Genomic DNA, 20,764 nt, shown 5'->3' with positions numbered 1-20,764 from the left:
TTTTTGCTCATGCTAAAACACAATCCAACTTTAATTTAGCACTGACTCTGGCCAGGCCTCAGGTTGTCCGATCTTGACAATCTGAGGTTTTTGTGCGATAAGCCTTTTTTAAACGCTTTTTTTATTCTCCCATGGCCTTTTTAATTTAATTCATTATTTTATGCGCTTATGCTGTTACTGTTTGTCTGATTCGGGTAAATAAACCCCGAAAGAGGAATTATTTTATCCGAAATAAAGGGGGAATAAAAAATGCGATGGATTCTTAATCTAAAAATTGGTACCAAGCTGATTGTGAGCTTTATGATTGTGGCCCTTATCACTGGGGTTGTTGGTCTCGTCGGTATTATGAATATGCAGACGCTGCAAAATTCCAACAAACTTCTCTACGAAAAAATGACTTTGCCAATTGCCGAGGTTGGTCAAATTTCCACCTCCTACCAACGGATGCGGGTGATCGTCCGGGACATGATCATCGAAAACAGTCCCGAGCTGATTCAGTCCAATGCAGACAAGGTTATTATCCGTAATGGCGAAATTGACGAGGCCGCTGCGGCTTTTGCAGAAACCATCGTCGACCCCGAAATGCAGGCTGTCTTTGACGAATTTGTGGAAGCCCGAAAAGTTTTAGCCCAGGAATTTGAAAAGGTCAAAGAATTGGCTATCCAGAATCGGGACGCTGAAGCCTTTGCCCTACTTGCCGATACTGGTCCTTATGAAATTGCGGCATCAGCTCAAATGGATTTAATTAATGAACTGGTGCCGATGAAACTGGAAGAAGCCCAGCGAACCGAAGAAATGGACAGTGCCACAGCCGATGCCGCCATGACCACCATGATTATTGTCACCCTTGTCGCTTTCGCAGTGGCGATTGCTTTGGGTTTAGTGCTTCGCTCAATGATCAGCAAACCCCTGCAACAGGCTAATCAGATGATCAAAGAAATGAGTCTGGGACATTTCACGATGCGCCTGAACATGAAACGAAAAGATGAAATCGGCGAAATGGCCGAATCCATGGATACCTTCTCCGATGACATTCAAACCGTTGTCATTGGCACTATGAACCAGATTTCCAATGGTGATGTCAGTACGGATGTGGAACCAAAGGATGCCCAGGATGAACTTTCACCAGCACTTAAACTGACCATTGAAACCATCCGTAGTCTAATCAGTGAAGCCACTATGTTATCAAATGCAGCTATCGCCGGACAATGGGAAACCCGTGGCGATGCCGATGCATTTAAGGGCGGTTTTAAAGAAATAGTGGAAGGTGTTAACGCCACTCTTGATACCGTTGTCGATAAAATGGTCTGGTATGAAGCAATTGTTGATGCCATTCCATTCCCGCTACATGTCACCGATAATGATATGAAATGGACCTTCATGAATAAGCCATTTGAAGAACTGATGATCGCCAATAATGTCATCACGGATCGTACATCTGCCTGTGGCATGGACTGCTACAATGCCAATGCCGATATTTGCCGTACCGAAGGCTGTGGAATCCGGCGACTGGTCGACCAGGGCTTAAATGACAGCTATTTCGAATGGGTCGGACGAAGCAATAAACAGGATACCGCCTATCTCAAAAACAAAAAAGGTGAAAATATTGGCTTCGTCGAAATCGTCACCGATCTAACCCCGATTATCCGGGTTAGCGACTATACCAAAACTGAAGTATCACGACTTGGCAACAATCTGATCCGTTTATCAGCAGGCGATCTGGACTTCGATATGAATGTTGGCGAGCCCGATGAATACACCACTGAAGTCAGTGCGCAGTTCCATGAAATTGGCAATACTCTCGGTGAAGTAAAAAATTCAGTGGATAACCTGATCAGTGATGCCACCATGCTGGCTGAGGCCGGTATTGCTGGCCGCTTGAATACCCGGGCTGATGCCAGCCGTCACCAGGGCGATTTTGCCCGGATCGTCGACGGTGTCAACGCTACCCTGGATGCCGTTGTGGAACCGGTTCAGGAAGCATCGGCGACCTTGAAAGAACTGGCCCAGGGCAACCTGAATACCGGAATGGTTGGCCACTATAATGGCGACTATACCTTAATCAAAGACAACATGAATCAAACTATTGCCTTCCTGAAACGGTATGTGGATGAAATTACGGTTACGCTGGAAGAAATTGGTCGCGGTAATCTGGATCACCAGATTACCACCGAGTATCTGGGTGATTTCCAGGCCATTAAAACAGCCCTGAATGAGATCACCAGTACGCTAAGCAACACCATGACCGAAATCAACGTGGCTGCCGGACAGGTTGACATGGGGGCCAAACAGATATCTGATGGTGGACAGGCCTTATCTCAGGGAACCACCGAACAGGCCAGTTCCATCCAACAACTGACGGCCTCCATTGAAGAGGTTGCCAGCGAAACCAAGCGAAATGCCATGAATGCCAATGAAGCCAACGAACTGGCTGTCAATGTCAGAGCCAATGCCGAAAAAGGCAATAGTCAGATGGCTACGATGATCGGGGCGATGGGTGACATCAATGATTCCTCGAATAATATTTCGAAGATTATCAAGGTAATTGATGACATTGCTTTCCAGACCAATATCCTGGCTTTGAATGCGGCCGTGGAAGCAGCCCGGGCTGGTCAGCATGGTAAAGGGTTTGCTGTTGTCGCTGAAGAAGTTAGAACCCTGGCTGCCCGAAGTGCTGAAGCTGCCAAAGAGACCACGGGCTTAATTGAAGGCTCGATTGATAAGGTTAGTGTCGGAACAAAAATTGCTGATGACACCGCCGAAAGCCTGAAAGAAATTCTCAATCAGATTGACAAAGTTGCTGGCTTGGTTGGCACCATTGCCCGGGCCTCCAATGATCAGGCTTCTGAAATCGCCCAGATTACCCAGGGTATTGAGCAGGTTTCACAGGTTGTTCAGACCAATTCCGCCACTGCCGAAGAAAGTGCCGCTGCCAGTGAAGAGCTCTCTGGTCAAGCTGAGATGCTAAAACATATGGTTGAAGCGTTTAAGCTAAAAACCACGAGTGCTTCCAGCAAAGCTGCACGATCAACTTCCGCTTCCCCGGTAAAACCGGTTATCACCCCGGCACCAGAACCAAGCATCATTCTTGATGATCTGGATATGGATAAGTATTAATAGTTTTGTCCTCACCATTTCGAGGCCTGGTTTTATCCAAACTAGGCCTCATTTTCATCCTTCAAAACTGTTCTTAATTCGATACCGGCGACTCTAATTTTTAGAATGTCCGATAAAAGCATGTGGTTGACAGTGCGTGCTTAGCTTGATTATAATAAAAATGACTCCCCTGATCATAACGCCACGTTTAAGGAGTTTGTATGAAAAAACTGATTGATAACCTTGTTCTGCTTTTTATTTTTACTGGTTTTTGGCTTATTTTAAATGAAAGTCTGGCTTTATCCCAGATTCTGGTGGGTCTGTTTTTTTCGTCAGTCGCCTTATTTTTCACCAACCGTTACTTGCTGGAAAATGACTATCAGAGGGCTTATGGAATTAAGCCCGAAGTGCTTTTTCGTTACGCTATCTATTTATTTTTTCAGATTTACCGCTCCGGCTTTTTCGCAATTTTAAAAATTCTTAAGAGTGAGGATACTGTCAAGATCATCGAGTACGAAACCTGTATCCATAGTGATCTGGGCATCTGTCTTTTGGCCAATGCCATTACCCTGACACCCGGCACTGTGACTCTTGGCAAGAATGGGCGACAGCTTAAAATTCTGGCTTTCGCCGATGAAAAGAGCTTTACTGATATCGCCGAAGGAAAAATCTGTTCTCCCTATGAAATGATATTAAGGAGTTTGGATCGATGACATTTTTAGAAACAACCTTATTGATTATTGCTATCTATATTGTTCTGGTGCTTATCCGGGTTATTCTGGGGCCAACGATTTGGGACCGCCTGCTGGGACTAAATACTATTTCAGCAAAAATTATCATGTCAATCGTTCTCCTGGCACTGATTACGGATCAGTCCTATTTAATGGATGTGGCCCTGGTTTATGCACTGCTGGGGTTTATCGGTACGGTGCTGATTGCCCGATTCATTGAAAAGAAAGGAGACCTGTCATGATCGACTTGCTGGCCTATCTGCTTGTCACCATTGCCCTTATTTTTATGGCACTGGGGGTAATTGGCCTGTTTCGCTTTAAAGATTTTTACTCCCGGATTCTTATTTCTGCCAAAATTGAAACGGTCGGTTTTTTAACCATCATGATCGGTCTCATTATTTTGTCGGGGTTTAGCTATGCTGCTATGAAAATCATGCTGATTACTCTACTGGTGATGATCACCAATCCTCTTTCCACCCATGCCATCGCCCGATCAGCTTTTTTAAGTGGCTATACCATCAATCAGGATACCCGACTATGACGACAAACATCCTTCTGATCACCCTGGTTGTTCTGGCCATCATCGCTCTGAACACCAAAAAATTACGGCGGGCGGTTGTCTATCTGGGAGTTTTCTCGCTGATCAGTTCCTTTCTTTATCTGCTTTACGGTGCCCCGGATGTGGCCATTGCTGAAGCGGTTATCGGTACGACCATCACGACCGTTTTATATCTGGTGGCACTCAAAAAATATCAGATCTTCACTATTTATTTTTGTAGTGATCCAAACGATCCGAATCGTCGCAATCTAACGAATAATTCCCCGTTCTTAAACAGTCTTGAATCGTTTCTGGTCAAACGGGAAATGGAACCTCAGATCATTTATTCTGAAAAACCCATAAAGACCATTCTGACTCAGGATAAATTTGATCTGGCCATCTGTCAAACTGACCAAAAATTCTGGATTTATGGCAGTGTCGATGACTATCAGCTGGATGCCCTTGAAGATCATTTGTTGACAAACCATGGCGACCTGAACATTCATTTGATTCGCTATACCGAAGGAGACGATAATGAAGCGTAGAATTATAACCCTGATTTTTGCCGCTACCCTTGCCGCTCTGGTTCTTTTTGTCAATTTTGATGCCCCACTGGTTGCCGCTCCAGAAATTGCCCGTTTTTATCTTGACCATTTCAACGCCGATACCCATACCCAAAATGCCGTCGCCGCAATTTATTTAAACTACCGGGTATTTGACAGTATCTTTGAAACCCTAATTCTGCTTGTCAGTGTATCCGCAGTTGTCAATTTATCCTGGAGGCGCAGTGATGACTGACAATTCTGAAATTATCACCCGGATGACCGGACTCTTGTATCCCTTTATTTTATTGTTTGGTTTTTACATTATTTTAAACGGTCATGCCAGCCCCGGTGGGGGATTCCAGGGCGGGGCTGTGCTGGCTGCTGTATTTATCACCCGGTATCTGGTCGATCCGAATCGGTGTATCCGGTTAAGAACACTAAAAACCGCTGAAAAAATTCTGTTTGTCTGTATTATCCTTTATCCGACCTTTTTTTTGTTTTCAGCCACCGCCAACCATACCGAACTAATGAATCTGATCTATCTGATCGCAATGAATTTTTTAATTGGTTTAAAAGTCTGCAGCGGTTTTACCATCATCTTTTTCAGATTTGCCTTTTATGAAGGAGGAATTTTATGATTGCACTTAATGGCGAAACCATCAGTATTGTACTTTTTTTTGTGGGCGTTTATGGACTGATCGCCCGCAGAAATATCATCAAATCAATCATGTCTATCAGTATCATGCAAGTGGCGATCATATTATACTTTGTTAGTACCAATGTAGCTCCTGGGAGCGTCCCACCGATTGGCGATGTAAACCAGATGTTACTGGCCGCCGACCCGCTTCCCCAGGCCTTGATGATTACCGATATTGTCATCGGCATCGGAGTGACAGCGGCGGGTTTAACACTGTTTATTCATCTCTATCATCGCTTTGGATCAACCAACTGGCAAAAAGTCATGAAAAAAAGGAATCGCCATGATTAGTCTGCACTGGCTTATTTTATCCCCGCTCATTATTGGCACCACTGCAAAACTGATGCCCATTAAAGCCGCAAAAAAAATCATGGTTCTCTTTCAAACCGCCTTATTGGCTGCCGTTACCATGATCTTTGTTGAGGTACGTCAAAATGGTCCGCTACTGGAAAACATCGGAAGCTGGCCGGATACCATCGGCATCACTTTAAGGGCAGATTTACTGGCCACTGCCATGGTTTTTTTAAGCTGTTTTTTATTCCTGGCAATGGTCATTTTTGTTCACAACAAAAATTATGCCGACCACCTTTTCTTCTTTCTTTTTCTTGGTCTGGAAAGCCTAATTATTGGAATTTTTCTTTCCAATGACGTATTTAACATATTTGTTCTGATTGAAGCCGCCACCCTGATTATTACCATATTGATTATGTATAAACAGGCAAGTGTTTCTGTATACGATGGGATGATGTATTTTTTGATCAATGTAGTCGCCATGTCATTTTTCTTAATGGGTCTGGGGATGCTTTATAAAAAAATCGGCGTTCTTGATTTTTATGCTCTGGAAGCGGCACTCAGTCAGGTTAACAATCCCGCCAGCCTGATTCTGCCGTATGCCTTTATGATCACCGCTATTAGTTTAAAAGCTGCCTTGATGCCGCTTTTTAGTTGGCTGCCCAAAGCTCACGGGACCCCCAGCGCCCCGTCAGTTGTTTCGGCTATCCTGTCCGGCCTGTATGTTAAAACCGGCATTTACGTTTTCCTCCGGTTGCAGACCACCTTTGCGCCCCTGATTGATACCTCAGAACTGTTTGTGATCCTCGGTTTTATCACCGCTGTCGTCGGTTTTATGCTGGCTCTGGCTCAAACGGATATTAAACTGCTGTTGGCATATTCAACGGTATCACAGATTGGGGTTATTATGATCGGCATCAGTCTGAATAATCCTGCGGCTTACTGGGGTGGCCTTTATCATCTGATGAATCACGCTATTTTTAAATCAACACTATTTCTCACCGCCGGGATGATCATCTCCGAGTATAAAACCCGAAAGATCAGCGAGATCCATGGTGTTTATTCACACATGCCCGCCGTCGGCGTAGCAACGATCTTATCAATTTTAGGGATCATTGGGGCACCGCTGTTTAATGGCAGTATCTCCAAATTTTTGATCGCTACTGGCGCCAGCGGTAGTTGGATCGAATCGGGTCTGATTCTGATTAATCTGGGAACCATAATCGTTTTTATGAAATACGGTCAGCTTCTGTTCGGCCACTCCGACAAAAAAGAAGCAGCCAACTCCGATATTTTGGAGAAGGCCGTCGTATTAACCCTAAGCATGCTGTGTTTTCTCGGCGGAATTTTTGGCAGTGACTTGATCGCCATCCTTTTTAATATTAGTTTGACGATAAACCCGTTATCCTATGGTGAAAAAATGCTGCTTTTTGTGGGCTCAATTTTGCTGGGACTATTGATTTACCGCAGCTTATTCAAAAAAAGAAATCCTTTAGCCTTTATCCGTTCTTTTGAACTCGGTTTTAATGAAATCTGTCTTTCGATCACCTTATTTTTTGCCTTTATGGTCGTCTACTTAAAAATAACCCTTTAACGATATTTTGCAGTTTCAACCTGAATTTTAGCAACAATCTCATAACCCAGGACCAGCTGACTCCCCAATAGCTCGATGGTCATGGGGCCCTGATGCTCGGTGGAAATGACTTTAAGCACAGCGCCCCGAATCAGCCCCATGCTGTAAAGCCTTTTAGACAGTTCTTCATCCAGACTTAACGCTTTCACAATAACCGTACTACCTATTCGACACATGGATAATGGCATATCTCTCTCCTCTTTTTTAATCGCTCGGATGATTCTCTTTCTGTCGGCTTATTTCGTTTAATGAGATCATCTAACAAAAACACAATTCGTCCATCCAGTAGCTGGGGTGATTCGTTAATGATTTCCTGAAATGCCAATTCATAGCTCAACGCCTCCCGGTAATTGCGCTTACTGGTCATGGCATCAAATACATCAGCCACGCCGACAATCCGCTGATAGAGATGGATCTCATCCCCAATCAGATGCCTGGGATAGCCGCTCCCATCCAATCGCTCATGATGATTATGAACAATATCAATGCTCGCCTGGGGCAGCCATTTCTGTCCACTGAGTACCTGATAGCCAATTTCCGAATGGGTTTTAATTACTGCAAATTCCTGATCGCTGAGTTTGCATGGCTTATCCAGTATTTCCCGTGGTAGAAAAAGTTTGCCAATGTCATGAAGCAAAGCGCCCACCCCAATTTCGGTGATTTCCACTTCCCTCAATCCCAGCTCCTGCCCCAGACTCATGGCCAGTAAGGCGGTTCGGATTGAGTGACCTGGCAGACAATTACTGGCACATCGGGGATTTCGGTATTTTTCCAGATCTCTGAAAGATGTCACCTTTAGTTTGGCAATCAGCCGCTTGATATAACTTCTAAAATTTCCATTAAATATCTCCTGATTACCAGCTAAACGATAGCGCTGATCCACTTCAGTTAAATACCTGGAAAAAACATAAATGTCTTGGGATGCTTTTTTTTCAGTCATCTAACTCTCCTCTCCTTGGTTTGGCTCTCATTTAAATTGGGCGCTGGTAACCCGATTCTTGCCGTTTCTTTTTGAACAATATAAAGCTTCGTCGGCCTGATCCACCAGCATCGTCTGTTCTCCCCGGTTTAACGCCACCGTAGAATGACAAACCCCGGCAGAAAGGGTTATCCGCATCGTCTGATGGTCAAATTCGAAAGGGTATTTCGCAACCGTTTCACAAATGCGTTCGGCGATTCGCTGGCCAAAGGGTTGCCCCGTTCCCGGTAACAATATTGCAAACTCTTCCCCGCCATATCGTGCCCCAATATCTGAGCTGCGAAGCTGTTTTTTTATTATCTGAGAAACCTCCCGGATCACATAGTCTCCTGATAGATGGCCATAGACATCATTGACGGTCTTAAAATCATCAATATCCAAAAGAATCAGGGTAATTGGTGCATGTTTTTCGGCAATCACTTCCAATGACTGATAGAAAGCTTGATGATTGGACAAGTCGGTCAAAAAATCGGTCGTCGCCCGGTACTCCAGTAATTGGTTTTTATATTCAATTTCTTCCATTGCATAGTGGTTTCGCTTGTAAACATCACTGATTAACTGGTTCAATTCACCAACAAAAAAACTAAAACCCATCAGCAACACTCCCTGAATAAAAATGACACCTCCAGAAAAATAATTCGTTAAAATTCCCACCAACAGATAGCCAAACGTCGCAAGCAGCCCATGAACGATACTTTTCGTACGATCATTGGCTAGACTGGCCGTCAGGATAAATAGGCAAAGAATCGGCAGAATCAGGAAAAAAAAGCTGTTCAGATAGATACTGCAGATGGAAATAAAAAGAACGTCCACAATACTTTGAAAATAACCACCTAACAAATTTTCCAGTTTCAGGATTTTCCCGATGGCAAGGAGGTAAAGCTCAAAACCAATATAGATTCCATAAGCAATCAGCATGATTGTCATCATTTCTGTCATCATCTGAGAAAAAAAATAATAAACCAGTACCACTAACACCAGTATGCAGTGGATCCCCATATATATTTCAGTAAAGATCTGATCCCTTTTTGTATTCACCATTCTTAACTCCCGCATTTTTCTTTATTAGATAAGACTAACTCAAAGTCCAAAACAATAAGTTAGCATTTTCTAACTTATTGTTTTTCAGTATATCACTGTGTTTTAATTTTATCAAGCGCTTTTATTGATTATTGTCCGTCAAACTGTTTAAACAATGATAATGTAGTTTCTATCAATCGCTCAGATTAAACGTATGATAGCCGCAAATCATAATTTTTATTCTCTGGCAAAAGTCTGCTTATCTTTAACCATAAATCCTAAAGTTATTATAAACTATGGCGATATTAATAGTAAGAACGAATCAATACGATTCAAATCATCTCAGATGAAAACCACATCGACCAACACGTCTCCCTTACAAAAAACTATTACTGGAAAACAGGAGGTTCATCAAATGAAGTGGATTCAGGACATTAAAGCAAGCACCCGGCCATGGTTGACATTTTTATCGGGCTTTGTGACCATCACTCCTGATAAACCCGATGAAACAGCAATTATTAATGATTACTTTGTGACCTACCTGCAAAACATTGCAGCGGATCAAATTAAAATGGTTTCCTGTGAAACAGAACAACTAAAACATGAAACCAATGAAGTGCCATCACAACACCCCGAAAAATCATTACGCACTTTGTCGTCAATAAAACAGATCGGATAAAAAATGTCCTTTCAGCCTTGTAATCTGAAAGGACGTTTTTTACCTGTGATATTTAAAATAAATGTTATTTTTGACCGAATTATGTCGATATAGTTTAGAGAAGCTCGTTACTATTATATTAAATAAGGAGGCTGTTATGAATACAAATGCAATTGATGCCAACAAGTCCTTGAATCAAGCGATTCAAACCAAAGGCGTTACTCAAAATGCTGACGTTAAAGTTGAACCCGAAGCTGCAGATAAGGTTCAGCCAGTCGTGCAGAAACTCGACTCCATTGAACTTGGCACAGCAACTTCACAAGACATCGGAACCTACACGGTCGACCGTAAAAAGATCAACGAAATCAAACAGGATTTTGCCCGTAACACGGAGTCGTTCAAAAAAATGGTTGAGACCATGATTGAAAAACAGGGCAAAAAAGTCAGTCAGGTTCTTAAAGATCTGGCAGAAGGAAAAGATGTTCAAATCACGGTCGATTCTGAAACCCAGGCAGCAGCTCAGGAAGCGATTTCTGAAGACGGCTATTTTGGCGTCAACAAAACATCCGAACGAATTATTGATTTTGCTAAAGCCCTCTCCGGCGGTGATAAAAGCAAGATCGAAACCCTGAGAAACGCTTTTAAAGAAGGTTTTGAAAGTGCCAAAGAAGCCTTTGGCGGCGAACTCCCTGAAATCTCCCAGCAAACCTATGATAAGGTTATGCAGGGTTTTGATGATTGGGCCAAAGAAGAATAATATCGTATCTGCCCCAAAAACACTTTTATCCTGGAGCGATGCTCCTCTATCAACAAAAAGACAAGGAAAAATGCTTCCTTGTCTTTTTTTAGTCTTATCTTTTTAGTTTAAACCGTGATATCATTTCTTTTAGTAACTGGGATTGACCCGATAATTCTTCGCTGGCAGCGGCTGACTGCTCGGCTGTTGCAGTATTTCCCTGGACAACCTGGGAGACTTGATCAACCCCCAGATTTATCTGGGTGATGTTGGTGGCTTGATCATTGGAGGCTTCCGCAATTTCCTGAACCAATTGCGCAGCCTTGGTAATTTCTTCGACAATTTCTTCCAATGCGATGGCTGTTTCATCGGCAATTGCAGTACCACCCTCCGTTTTTTTCACCGAACCTTCAATTAAAACCGTGGTTTCCTTGGCTGCTTCAGCACTTCGGGCGGCCAGGCTTCTAACCTCTTCTGCCACCACCGCAAAGCCCTTGCCATGTTGGCCAGCCCGGGCTGCTTCCACGGCCGCATTCAGTGACAGGATATTGGTCTGGAAAGCGATATCGTCAATAACCTTGATAATTTTTGAAATATTTCCCGAGGCCTGGTTGATTTCATCCATAGACGCCTGAAGTTGACGCATGCTATCATTCCCTTTTTGGGCTTTTTCCTGGGCTGTCGTTGAAAGCATGTTGGCTTCGCTGGCCCGTTTGGCGTTATCTTTGGTTTTATCAGCAATTTCATCAATGGAGGAGCTCAATTGCTGGATGGCAGCAGCCTGTTCAGTTGAACCCTGGGCCAGCATCTGACTGCCATCTGACACCTGTGAAGCACCGGCAGATACCTGATCGGCGGCTTCATTCATATCTTTTAAAATCCCATTAAAGGCTTCAATAATATGGTTAAGGGCGGTTTTAATCGGTTCAAAATCGCCTTTATAATCGCCGATGATGCTAACTGCCATATTTGAATTGGCCATCTGATCAAGAATCTCAGACACCTCATCAACAATTCCCTGTAAAAAGTCCAGGGTACTGTTTAACGAATCTTTGATTGCTGAATGCTCACCCTTATAGTCTCCGACCATCCGTAACTTCAAGCTGCCGTTGGCCACTTCTTCCAACACCAGATTGGCTTCCTGTATTGGTGCCACAGTGGCTTCCAGGGTAGCATTGATGCCGGCAACAATCCGGGCATATTCACCGCTGTGTTTATTGGTGTCAGCCCGGGCATTCAGATCTCCCGCCACTGCCGAATCCACCAGACGATTGGTGTCTCCCACCAGCATTTTAATACTTTCAAAGGTACGGTTTACAGACTCTTTAATCCGGGCATATTCACCTTTATAGTTGCCTTCCATTCCCTGATCAAGATTACCCTGAGCCATCGCTTCAAGTACCACCGACGCCTCGTGAATCGGCTCTGCCATTGCATCCAACGTCGCATTGACCCCAGAAATAATTCTGGCATATTCGCCACGATGCTTGGTTGTATCAGCCCGGGTGTCCAGTTCTCCAGCGACGGCAGCGGCTACTAAATAATTCGTGTCACTTACCAGCATTTTAATGCTCTCAAAGGTTTTATTCACTGAAATTTTAATGACTGCATGCTCACCCCGATAATTCCCCTGCATATCCTGGTCAAGATTACCCTGGGCCATGGCTTCAAGTACCACCGAAGCTTCTTTGATTGGTTCAACAACAGCATCGAGAGTCGCATTGACCCCAGCGATCACCTTTTGGTAATCCCCATCGTATTTGGTTTCATCCGCCCGCTCATCCAATCGACCTTCTACGGCAGCGCTAACTAACATATTGGTATCGGTAATCAGGGTTTTGATGGCTTCCTGCGTGTCCTGCAATGCCGGGCCAACCTGATCATGATCTCCAACCATAATAATTTCATCATCCAGATTTCCCTGTGCGATATGTTCAAGTTTATCAATCAGATTGTCCTGAACATTCTGTTGCATAGTTGTAACGGCCTTTAGCATGGTTCCAATTTCATCCTGGCGATTAATATATTTGCCGGCATTGGAATGTTCGTCATAGCGAAAATCAAAACCTGCCAGCCGATTAAGCTCTTCTGTTGTCGCCACAATCGGTTTTGAAATGGTTCCACTGATGAGAAATACCGCAAATGCAGCGACGATAATTGCCAGTACAATTACTGTGATGATCGTATTGCGAACCTCTGCCACCTGGGCATCCAGTTCAATCTGATCCATCGCTACCGATAAAACCCAGGGCGTCCCTTCAACCGGTGCATAGCCAACTAAAAAGTCCTTTCCTTCCAGACTGTAATCTCCAAATCCCGGTTCCCGGGTTGTCATCTTACTACGCACCAATTCAGCTAATTGCGCATAATCCGGATTTTCTTCGTCTGCTTTGGCAAAATTAAACTGCTGCTTAACCAGCTCCAGATCGGCATTTCCGACTGCAATCCCGTCATTGTTGATCAATGAACCAAAACCCGTTTCACCATAGGTAACTTCGCCAACAATATTGCTGAGCGTCTTCCCTTCTTTTCTTCCATAAAGGACAGCGGCGATCGCTCCGTTTTGATAAACTGGTGTCGCAAAAAGTAATACCGGTTCACCGGTAACCCGACTGATGGTGATGTCCGAGACGGTCGGCACCCCGGCGGCAGCACCTTTAAAATAACTTCGATCAGCCACATTAACGGCATCGCCAGCAGCACTCTGGGTAACCCCATTGCCGCTTAAATCTGCTAGAACAAAGGCATCATAACCGACTCGAGCCGCTTCACCTTCAAAAAAAGCTACCCGTTGTTCTTTTGACACCGCCGGATCCAGAATCAGTGAATTTTGTGCCAAACCTTCCATATAGTTCAGCTGATTGTTTATTCTCGCTTCGATATAGCGGGCCTGAACCTCCGCCGTACTCTGTAATTGTTCATGCGCATCTTCCTCTAAAACGCTGGTGAACTGATTAACCACAATAACCCCCAGAATACCGGTAACCACCAGAATCAGTGCGGTAAACAACGTGATAAGACGTAATCGGATCGATTTCATCGTTTCCCCTTTCTTTTCCCTTTTATACTACTCAGCTGCGCTGAGATTTACCAACCAATGTTGATGGCATCTTTACAGACTGGCTGTAATAATATACCACATTTTATCATTTGCAAACGTTTCTTTTCATAATTTTGCCATAATTATTATCGTTTTTTACAACGATTCGCTTATTATACGGTTTTAACCTGCAAAAAACAAGGGCATAAAAATAAAAAGACAGATAATAAATCCGCCTTTTTTGATCGTTTCGATATTCTTGCTGTTTTTCACTTGAAACGGTTATCGAATATTAATTATCACATGAATCGGTGTCATCTGAAAAAACATCACCATAGTCCGGGTTTTCACTGAGCACCTTTTCGGCATAGGAACAATAGGAGATAATTTTAAGTTTATTTTCCCGGGCGAACGCCACTGCCTTAGCCACCAGCCTAACCCCCAGTTCCTGACCTCGGAGTTCTCTGGTGACATAGACATGCTCAATAATCAAGTGTTGGCCTTCAAGATGATAACTCAATAAACCGACGGGTTCATCTTCATTGACGCCCATATAGAACTTATTTTTCGCTTCATGAATGGTTTCCATTTAGTTCCTCCTTCTATCCTTAACTTTCAGCGACCACACGATTTCGCCCCTGACTCTTAGCCCGGTAGAGGGCCTGATCCGAGCGGATTAAGAGGGCATCAATCGTTTCGTTTTTACGCAATTGGGATACTCCAAAAGAGCAGGTCTTTTTTCCCACCTGCCTAAACACATGCGATTCAATCATTACCCGAAGTTTTTCGGCCAGAACCATGGCCCCAGACAGATCCGTGTCAGTAGAGATAATGATAAACTCTTCGCCGCCCCATCGACCTAAAACATCATTTCTCCGGATTCCTTTGGCCAGAATCTCGGTGATCTCTGTTAACACCTGATCACCAACCTGATGACCAAATTGATCGTTCACTTTTTTGAAGAAATCAATATCCACCATAATCACCGATAAATCCCGCACCATATGATCTGCCGCAGACTTTTGCTGCTTTAGCACCTCATCAATCTTACGACGATTATAAAGACCGGTAAGTTGATCTTTAATAGCCAACTCTTTTAACTCTTCTTCCAACCGTTTACGCTCCGTTACGTCCCGTTCCATGTAAAGTACACCAATGGGATTGTTGTTATTATCCCGGAGAATATTAGCATTAACCTCGCAATAAAAATGACTGCCGTCTTTTCGTACCATCAAATATTCAGCAGCTCCAGTTAGATTTCCCTTGATCATTTCGGTGACATAGTAAATTGCTTTCTGTTGATGGCTTTCGTGAATAAATTCCAAAATATTTTTCCCAACACATTCTGCCATGGAGTCAAGGCCCCACATTGAATACGATTTTTCGGTTGCAAACTCTACCACCCCATCCATGGATGAAATTGCAATCCCATCCGGAGATGTCTCAATGATAGCCTTGAATTTTTCTTCGCTGGCTCTGAGGGCTTCTTCGATATATCGTCGTTCAATGATTTCATCCTGGAGCCGTCGATTTGTTTCGATTATTCGGGCGTGGGCTTCTTTTTCTTCTGAGATGTCCCAATTCGTACCAATCATCCGCACAGCGTTTCCACCTTCGTCGTACTGTACCGTTGCTAAAGCACGAATGGTGTGAATGGAACCATCCTGCCAGACCACCCGGAACTCAAAATTGTATTCTTGTTTTTCCCGGATAGCCTGTTCTAACGCTGCGATTAGCTGTTCTAAATCGTCGGGGTGAATGACCTGTTTCCAGATTTGTTCCGGAACCCAATAGTTTTTTTCTGGTAGATCATAAAGCTCCAGCATTAAGTCATCAAAAAGCATTTGATTGGATAAAATGTCCCAATCCCAAATTCCGACCCGCCCAGCCCGAGTAGCCAGGGTAAGCCGGGTAGATGTTCGTTTTAATTCTTCTTCAGCCTGTTTTTGCTCTGAAATATCTAGAAGGACACCATTCCAAAGACAATCACCATTTTTCAACGGGGTTGGCTCGGATTCAAACCGAATCCAACGGATCGCTCCCCCAATCTGGCTACGCCCTTCCCAGCGAAAGCTCTGACCACGGCTGGCCGCCCCTTTTTTTGCCGCTCTCAGCGATTTCCGATCATCCGGAAAAATGGCCCAATCAACCGCCTCGGTATCGGCCAATACCTCAGCAACCGTTTGCCCGAGCATCTGGCAGAACTTTTCACTGCAGTATTCAAACCGGGTTTCGCCGGTACTTTTTCTGCGCATGGTATAGATCCCCACAGGAATCCGCTGTACCAGCTTATCATAGCGGGCGTTGCTTTGGGCTAAGGCCTGTTCCGCTTTTTTCGTCTCGGTAACCGTCCAGACACTTTCCATTAACAGGGTGATGTTCAATATGTCTCTTTCGACATAATCCGTCGCTTTATTGGCTAACCCCACCACCCCAACAATTTCCTGATTCTTAAAAACAGGAATGGTCAAAAAATTGTAAAGCGGGACATGTCCTTTGGGATAACCTCTTTTGAGCGGATTTTTTTGTTGATAATTGTTTATGACAATTGGCCGTCGTTGACGCACGGATTCCCCCCAGATCCCGGTTTTTTCCAAGTGATAGACGGTCTCCAGCTTTTCGACATGACACGCTTCCATGACCTCTTCAGACCAGGTATTTAAAATAAATTCTTCTCGGTCTTCATGGTAATGGTAGATATAACCGATCTGGCTACCAGTGAGTTCGATAGCCTGGGTGAGTGCATAATCCAGAAATTCCTGAATGGAATCTGAAGGATGCTTAAGAATATCGACCAGTCGTCTTAACCGCTCTTCGCTGTCTTTATCTTCGCCGATGACAGTTGTGGCGCTTTGTGTTTTTTTCTTATTCATAGTATCTTCCAGTCCCTTTGCAAAAATTCAACCCGGAAATGACGCTCGTAAAATAAATAATAATCATTCTCTGCCTACGATCATTATAATCAGAACTGGCAGAAATTACCATCATTTTTATTCAACTTGCCCATTTGTTTTAGTCATATTTGTTTGAATAGTTAATTACCCAAATCGATGCCTGCTTATCAACTATTTAAAATTTAACGGTAAATAAATTGAACTGCAAAAAAAAGTCGGTGGTTTATTTATCCGACTTTTTTATGCTTGATTTTTAATAACTATTCCGCTGATTTTTCAAGTTCCATGGCCTTGATTTTTTTTTGGAGAGCCAGTGTCTGTTCAATCGTCTCTTCATCCAGGTCGTTAAAATCAATGTAGTCACCGGTAACGATATAAAAGACTGTTTCAAAAATATTGGTAGCGTGGTCACCAATCCGCTCCAGATAGGAACCGACGAAAATAAATACCGAGCCCTGATGGATATTTTTTGAATTGTCCATCATATAGGCCAAACATTCATGATGAATCTGAATATTCAGAGCATCAATCTCGTCTTCCATATCCACCACTTCTCTTAAGCGACTAATGTCTTCATGAACAAAGGCCGCAATAGCCAGCTTTAACAACTTTTCGGCCAATTCACAGGCCCGGGGAATATCAACCAGTCGTTTCATATACACAACTTCCGACAGTTCCAGCACCCGCTTGGAAATATTCACCGCTAAATCAGCAATTCGCTCCAGATTGGTGATAATCTTATAGGTCGATGCCAGCCGCCGCAGATCCGTGGCTACTGGCCCCTGAGTCGCAATCACCTGACTGACTACCAGCTGCAGTTCAATTTCTTTGGCATCCACCAGATCATCCCGGTCGATGACCGATCGGGCCAGTTCGCAATCCTGAGATTTTAGCGCAGCTACCGAATCAGACAGCATTTTTTCAGTCATCGCAGACATCCGTAAGATTTCATCTTTGATCATTCGCAGTTCTTCATTATATTCAATTCGCATTTCATTCTCCTTATCAACCGAAACGTCCGGTGATATAATCCTCAGTCCGTTTATCATGGGGGTTTGTGAAGATGATCGGTGTTTCATTGAATTCGATCACCTCGCCCATCAGAAAGAAAGCAGTTTTATCTGAGATTCGCCCGGCCTGCTGCATCGAATGGGTGACGATAATAATGGTATAATCTTTCTTTAAACTGGACATCAGATCTTCAATCTTGGCCGTGGCAATGGGGTCGAGCGCCGAGGTCGGCTCATCCATTAAAATCACCTCCGGGTTCATGGCAATGGTCCGGGCAATACAAAGCCGTTGCTGTTGACCACCGGATAAACCCAGAGCCGATTTGTTGAGTCGATCCTTGACTTCATCCCAAAGGGCTGCCTTTGTCAGACTTTCTTTTACCAGGGCATCCAGTTGGTTTTTATCCTTCATTCCCTGGCATTTGGGACCATAGGCGATATTTTCATAAATACTCATCGGAAAGGGATTGGGTTTTTGAAACACCATTCCCACCCGGGTTCGCAGATTGATGACATCAATGGGCCCGTTAATATCTTTGCCGTCAAAGAGAATTTCGCCCTTTATTTTAACGCAGTCGATCAGATCATTCATCCGATTGAGACAGCGCAAAAAAGTCGACTTACCACAGCCGGAAGGGCCGATGAAGGCCGTCACTTCCTTTTCGCGGATTTCCATATTGATTGATTTAAGGGCTTGAAAATCGCCATAAAACAAATCCAGGTTTTTAGTATTAAACTTTATATTTGTGTCCATATTACTCCTCATTTTTTATTAAAGACGTCCAACTTGTCAGAAGTGATCCGGGACAAGATGTTCAGTACAATAACAATGACAATTATGACAATCCCAATCGCACAGGCGAGTTCGATGTTCCCTTCTTCTTTGGCCACATAATAGGCCTGTACCGTCAGGGTACTACCCGGTGAAAAGAGGGTTCCGGGTATTTGTGCTACGGTTCCAGCAGTTAATAATAAGGCCGCCGACTCACCAACTACCCGACCGATACTAAGCAGTACTGCAGTAGCAATTCCAGGAACCGCACAGGGCAACACCACCTTAAAGATGGTTTGCAGCTTGGTGGCACCAAGGGCCAGTGAACCTTCCCGAAAGGCCATCGGCACGGTTTTTAAGGCTTCTTCGGTACTCCGGATGATAACCGGCAACAGGATAATGGCCACGGTCAGACTACCGGAGATCAGTGAGATCTGAAAATTCATTGCGACTACAAAGAAGGCCATCCCAAACAGACCAAAAATAATCGAGGGAATCCCCGCCAGACATTCAGCGGCGAAACGGATGGCATTGACCAGTCGTCCGGGCTTGGCATATTCGGTCAGATAAATCGCCCCGAATATCCCCAATGGTAAGGCCACAATCAGTGACAGCAAGACCATATACAACGTGGTGATGATATTCGACTTGATCCCACCGCCGGGTTGAACAACTTTTATTTTCAATTCGCCCGATTCTGCAGTGATCGTTTCTGCCACTTCTTCCAGCGTCATGTCGCCAAAATCAGTGCCGTTAATGCTCTGGAGAATATAATCGGTGCCAATGGTGATTGCCTTTCCGGTTGAATCAATGGCCCCGTTAAGCGGCGAGTCTTTTTCAATGTAACTAATCACAATCTGTTCCCGCTCGGTACTGTGATTTTTATAAGAAACACTGGCAATGGCAGCGCCGATGTTTTCCACATAGATGGGGCCTTCTTGCAGTGTTTCATAGCGTTGATCATAAGGCTGCTTGCTTTTCAGGCTTTCTTCGTCAATGCTCAGTGGCACCTCACCAGACTCCACAAAAGCGTAGACGACCTTTTCGTTATAATCCCGGGTCAAGAAATCCCAGTTTACCAGACCAATTCCCTTTACAAAAATAAACCCGACAATCGAGAGCAAGACACTTAAGGTGATGCCAGTGGCCAGATAAATAATCCCTTTGACTAAACTATCTTTTGCTGTTCTTCCCATTTAACTACCTACCTTTGCCTTAACCAGTTTATTGACAGCCAGATTGATGATCATAATAAAAATAAATAAGACCACCCCAGTTGAATACAGCAGCTCCTGGTGAACCCCGGAGGCGTAGCCCATTTCCAGGGCAATATTGGTCGTTAGCGGCCGGATCTGATCAAACAGACTGGTGGGAATCCCCGCAATGGGATTTCCACAAACCAGCATCACCGCCATGGTTTCGCCGATGGCCCGGCCAATCCCCAGAATCACCCCGGTCATGATTCCCGATCGGGCAGCTGGCAACACGACCTTAAAAATCGTCTGGATTTTTGATGCCCCCAGGGCATAAGAGCCTTCCCGATATTCTTTCGGGACAGCGCTGATGGACGTTTCTGAGATGCTGACCACGGTCGGTAAAATCATAATTGCCAGCACCAGGATCGTCGCCAGCAGCGATTCCCCCTGAGCCATGGGGGAAATTTTAAGCACATAGGGAACGATAATCCCCAAGCCAAAAACCCCATATAAAACCGATGGGATCCCTGCCAGTAGTTCCACCGCAAAACGGATCATCTTGCCCAGCCGGGAACCAGCCAGTTCCGAAATATAAACGGCGGTAAGAATTGCTACGGGTACACCAATTAGTATCGCTCCAAAGGTTGCATAAATGGATCCCACAATCATGTAAAAGATCCCGTACATATTTGAACCCGGGCGCCATTCAACGCCGGTTAAAAAATCCCATAGTGGATAACTATTCGAAATAAATGGTTTAAGTCCGTTAAAAAACACGAAAACTGTAATCGCCAGTACACTGATTACAGCTACGAAAGCACAGATTAAAAAAAAGCCTTCGATGATTGTTTCTTTTCGTTTCTTACGTTTAATTGCCTGCAAAATAAACGCTCCTTTTCATACCCATGCTGGTCACCTGATGTCATGG

The 20,764-nt window shown here is 44.2% G+C and carries 21 protein-coding genes; 11 read left to right on the top strand and 10 right to left on the bottom strand.

Annotated elements, in window-relative coordinates:
* The first annotated feature begins 249 nt into the window (after window positions 1-249).
* The 9 genes from B3F51_RS06665 (at window position 250) to B3F51_RS06625 (ending at window position 7,492) form a co-directional block, all read left to right on the top strand.
* Window positions 250-3,117 carry a methyl-accepting chemotaxis protein gene (locus tag B3F51_RS06665; protein ID WP_286946188.1) on the top strand — a complete coding sequence of 956 codons (2,868 nt, stop codon included), beginning with the start codon at window positions 250-252 and terminating at the stop codon, window positions 3,115-3,117.
* Between the two features lie 200 nt (window positions 3,118-3,317).
* Window positions 3,318-3,809 carry a Na+/H+ antiporter subunit E gene (locus B3F51_RS06660; RefSeq protein ID WP_286946186.1) on the top strand — a complete coding sequence of 164 codons (492 nt, stop codon included), beginning with the start codon at window positions 3,318-3,320 and terminating at the stop codon, window positions 3,807-3,809.
* Window positions 3,806-4,069, top strand: a complete 264-nt coding sequence (locus tag B3F51_RS06655) for a monovalent cation/H+ antiporter complex subunit F (protein WP_070371267.1) — start codon at window positions 3,806-3,808, stop codon at window positions 4,067-4,069. Before B3F51_RS06660 ends, B3F51_RS06655 begins: the two co-directional genes overlap by 4 nt.
* Complete coding sequence (gene mnhG / locus B3F51_RS06650; protein WP_070371266.1) at window positions 4,066-4,368, top strand: monovalent cation/H(+) antiporter subunit G; 303 nt, start codon at window positions 4,066-4,068, stop codon at window positions 4,366-4,368. The genes B3F51_RS06655 and mnhG overlap by 4 nt, the downstream gene beginning before the upstream one ends.
* Window positions 4,365-4,910 (top strand): Na(+)/H(+) antiporter subunit B, encoded by a 546-nt coding sequence (locus tag B3F51_RS06645; RefSeq protein WP_070371265.1) that lies wholly within the window; start codon window positions 4,365-4,367, stop codon window positions 4,908-4,910. The genes mnhG and B3F51_RS06645 overlap by 4 nt, the downstream gene beginning before the upstream one ends.
* Window positions 4,900-5,163, top strand: a complete 264-nt coding sequence (locus B3F51_RS06640) for a hypothetical protein (RefSeq protein ID WP_070371264.1) — start codon at window positions 4,900-4,902, stop codon at window positions 5,161-5,163. The genes B3F51_RS06645 and B3F51_RS06640 overlap by 11 nt, the downstream gene beginning before the upstream one ends.
* Complete coding sequence (locus tag B3F51_RS06635) at window positions 5,156-5,548, top strand: MnhB domain-containing protein (RefSeq protein ID WP_070371263.1); 393 nt, start codon at window positions 5,156-5,158, stop codon at window positions 5,546-5,548. The genes B3F51_RS06640 and B3F51_RS06635 overlap by 8 nt, the downstream gene beginning before the upstream one ends.
* Complete coding sequence (locus B3F51_RS06630) at window positions 5,545-5,898, top strand: sodium:proton antiporter (protein ID WP_070371262.1); 354 nt, start codon at window positions 5,545-5,547, stop codon at window positions 5,896-5,898. Before B3F51_RS06635 ends, B3F51_RS06630 begins: the two co-directional genes overlap by 4 nt.
* Window positions 5,891-7,492 carry a complex I subunit 5 family protein gene (locus B3F51_RS06625; protein ID WP_148637694.1) on the top strand — a complete coding sequence of 534 codons (1,602 nt, stop codon included), beginning with the start codon at window positions 5,891-5,893 and terminating at the stop codon, window positions 7,490-7,492. Before B3F51_RS06630 ends, B3F51_RS06625 begins: the two co-directional genes overlap by 8 nt.
* Here the strand turns inward: B3F51_RS06625 and B3F51_RS06620 are convergent.
* From B3F51_RS06620 to B3F51_RS06610, 3 genes are read right to left on the bottom strand one after another with little or no spacing between them, the layout of a single operon-like run.
* Complete coding sequence (locus tag B3F51_RS06620) at window positions 7,489-7,719, bottom strand: FeoA family protein (protein WP_148637693.1); 231 nt, start codon at window positions 7,717-7,719, stop codon at window positions 7,489-7,491. The two genes, B3F51_RS06625 and B3F51_RS06620, sit on opposite strands and share 4 nt — an antisense overlap.
* On the bottom strand, window positions 7,695-8,471 hold the full coding sequence (locus B3F51_RS06615) for an HD-GYP domain-containing protein (RefSeq protein ID WP_070371259.1): 777 nt from the start codon (window positions 8,469-8,471) through the stop codon (window positions 7,695-7,697). Before B3F51_RS06615 ends, B3F51_RS06620 begins: the two co-directional genes overlap by 25 nt.
* A 27-nt stretch (window positions 8,472-8,498) precedes the next feature.
* Window positions 8,499-9,551 carry a GGDEF domain-containing protein gene (locus B3F51_RS06610; RefSeq protein ID WP_286946182.1) on the bottom strand — a complete coding sequence of 351 codons (1,053 nt, stop codon included), beginning with the start codon at window positions 9,549-9,551 and terminating at the stop codon, window positions 8,499-8,501.
* 394 nt (window positions 9,552-9,945) lie between these two features.
* On the opposite strand from B3F51_RS06610, the gene B3F51_RS06605 reads away from it, so the two are divergent.
* Complete coding sequence (locus tag B3F51_RS06605; RefSeq protein ID WP_286946180.1) at window positions 9,946-10,209, top strand: hypothetical protein; 264 nt, start codon at window positions 9,946-9,948, stop codon at window positions 10,207-10,209.
* A 136-nt stretch (window positions 10,210-10,345) separates the two neighbouring features.
* On the top strand, window positions 10,346-10,945 hold the full coding sequence (locus tag B3F51_RS06600) for a hypothetical protein (protein ID WP_286808829.1): 600 nt from the start codon (window positions 10,346-10,348) through the stop codon (window positions 10,943-10,945).
* A gap of 94 nt (window positions 10,946-11,039) precedes the next feature.
* Here B3F51_RS06600 and B3F51_RS06595 read toward each other — a convergent pair whose 3' ends face one another.
* From B3F51_RS06595 to pstC, 7 genes are all read right to left on the bottom strand, one after another.
* Window positions 11,040-13,964 (bottom strand): methyl-accepting chemotaxis protein, encoded by a 2,925-nt coding sequence (locus B3F51_RS06595; RefSeq protein WP_286946178.1) that lies wholly within the window; start codon window positions 13,962-13,964, stop codon window positions 11,040-11,042.
* 292 nt (window positions 13,965-14,256) lie between these two features.
* Window positions 14,257-14,553: a GNAT family N-acetyltransferase gene (locus B3F51_RS06590; RefSeq protein ID WP_286946176.1), complete on the bottom strand. Its 297-nt coding sequence runs from the start codon at window positions 14,551-14,553 to the stop codon at window positions 14,257-14,259.
* Between the two features lie 19 nt (window positions 14,554-14,572).
* The gene (locus B3F51_RS06585; protein WP_286946173.1) at window positions 14,573-16,837 is read right to left on the bottom strand and encodes a diguanylate cyclase; all 2,265 of its coding nucleotides are present in this window, start codon (window positions 16,835-16,837) and stop codon (window positions 14,573-14,575) included.
* Between the two features lie 281 nt (window positions 16,838-17,118).
* Complete coding sequence (phoU, locus tag B3F51_RS06580; RefSeq protein WP_070371252.1) at window positions 17,119-17,850, bottom strand: phosphate signaling complex protein PhoU; 732 nt, start codon at window positions 17,848-17,850, stop codon at window positions 17,119-17,121.
* 13 nt (window positions 17,851-17,863) lie between these two features.
* A complete protein-coding gene (pstB, locus tag B3F51_RS06575; RefSeq protein ID WP_070371251.1) occupies window positions 17,864-18,622 on the bottom strand; it encodes a phosphate ABC transporter ATP-binding protein PstB in 759 nt (252 codons plus the stop codon).
* Window positions 18,623-18,630: 8 nt separating this feature from the next.
* On the bottom strand, window positions 18,631-19,836 hold the full coding sequence (gene pstA / locus B3F51_RS16205; RefSeq protein WP_070371250.1) for a phosphate ABC transporter permease PstA: 1,206 nt from the start codon (window positions 19,834-19,836) through the stop codon (window positions 18,631-18,633).
* The gene (pstC, locus tag B3F51_RS06565; protein WP_148637686.1) at window positions 19,837-20,718 is read right to left on the bottom strand and encodes a phosphate ABC transporter permease subunit PstC; all 882 of its coding nucleotides are present in this window, start codon (window positions 20,716-20,718) and stop codon (window positions 19,837-19,839) included.
* Between the last annotated feature and the right edge of the window lie 46 nt (window positions 20,719-20,764).

It is taken from the genome of Acetobacterium sp. UBA5834 (assembly GCF_002435675.1).
GTDB lineage: Bacteria > Bacillota > Clostridia > Eubacteriales > Eubacteriaceae > Acetobacterium > Acetobacterium wieringae.
Note: the sequence above shows the minus strand (reverse complement) of the source record. Positions and strands in the feature narration are given on the sequence as shown.

Excerpts from the sequence above, each read along its gene's own strand:
- B3F51_RS06645 (WP_070371265.1), top strand. The coding sequence starts at position 4,365 with ATGACGACAAACATCCTTCTGATCACCCTGGTTGTTCTGGCCATCATC.
- mnhG (WP_070371266.1), top strand. The coding sequence starts at position 4,066 with ATGATCGACTTGCTGGCCTATCTGCTTGTCACCATTGCCCTTATTTTT.
- B3F51_RS06620 (WP_148637693.1), bottom strand. The coding sequence starts at position 7,719 with ATGCCATTATCCATGTGTCGAATAGGTAGTACGGTTATTGTGAAAGCG.
- B3F51_RS06610 (WP_286946182.1), bottom strand. The coding sequence starts at position 9,551 with ATGGTGAATACAAAAAGGGATCAGATCTTTACTGAAATATATATGGGG.
- B3F51_RS06615 (WP_070371259.1), bottom strand. The coding sequence starts at position 8,471 with ATGACTGAAAAAAAAGCATCCCAAGACATTTATGTTTTTTCCAGGTAT.
- B3F51_RS06625 (WP_148637694.1), top strand. The coding sequence starts at position 5,891 with ATGATTAGTCTGCACTGGCTTATTTTATCCCCGCTCATTATTGGCACC.
- B3F51_RS06635 (WP_070371263.1), top strand. The coding sequence starts at position 5,156 with ATGACTGACAATTCTGAAATTATCACCCGGATGACCGGACTCTTGTAT.
- pstA (WP_070371250.1), bottom strand. The coding sequence starts at position 19,836 with ATGGGAAGAACAGCAAAAGATAGTTTAGTCAAAGGGATTATTTATCTG.
- pstB (WP_070371251.1), bottom strand. The coding sequence starts at position 18,622 with ATGGACACAAATATAAAGTTTAATACTAAAAACCTGGATTTGTTTTAT.
- phoU (WP_070371252.1), bottom strand. The coding sequence starts at position 17,850 with ATGCGAATTGAATATAATGAAGAACTGCGAATGATCAAAGATGAAATC.
- B3F51_RS06630 (WP_070371262.1), top strand. The coding sequence starts at position 5,545 with ATGATTGCACTTAATGGCGAAACCATCAGTATTGTACTTTTTTTTGTG.
- B3F51_RS06600 (WP_286808829.1), top strand. The coding sequence starts at position 10,346 with ATGAATACAAATGCAATTGATGCCAACAAGTCCTTGAATCAAGCGATT.
- B3F51_RS06585 (WP_286946173.1), bottom strand. The coding sequence starts at position 16,837 with ATGAATAAGAAAAAAACACAAAGCGCCACAACTGTCATCGGCGAAGAT.
- B3F51_RS06595 (WP_286946178.1), bottom strand. The coding sequence starts at position 13,964 with ATGAAATCGATCCGATTACGTCTTATCACGTTGTTTACCGCACTGATT.
- B3F51_RS06660 (WP_286946186.1), top strand. The coding sequence starts at position 3,318 with ATGAAAAAACTGATTGATAACCTTGTTCTGCTTTTTATTTTTACTGGT.
- B3F51_RS06665 (WP_286946188.1), top strand. The coding sequence starts at position 250 with ATGCGATGGATTCTTAATCTAAAAATTGGTACCAAGCTGATTGTGAGC.
- B3F51_RS06590 (WP_286946176.1), bottom strand. The coding sequence starts at position 14,553 with ATGGAAACCATTCATGAAGCGAAAAATAAGTTCTATATGGGCGTCAAT.
- B3F51_RS06605 (WP_286946180.1), top strand. The coding sequence starts at position 9,946 with ATGAAGTGGATTCAGGACATTAAAGCAAGCACCCGGCCATGGTTGACA.
- B3F51_RS06640 (WP_070371264.1), top strand. The coding sequence starts at position 4,900 with ATGAAGCGTAGAATTATAACCCTGATTTTTGCCGCTACCCTTGCCGCT.
- B3F51_RS06655 (WP_070371267.1), top strand. The coding sequence starts at position 3,806 with ATGACATTTTTAGAAACAACCTTATTGATTATTGCTATCTATATTGTT.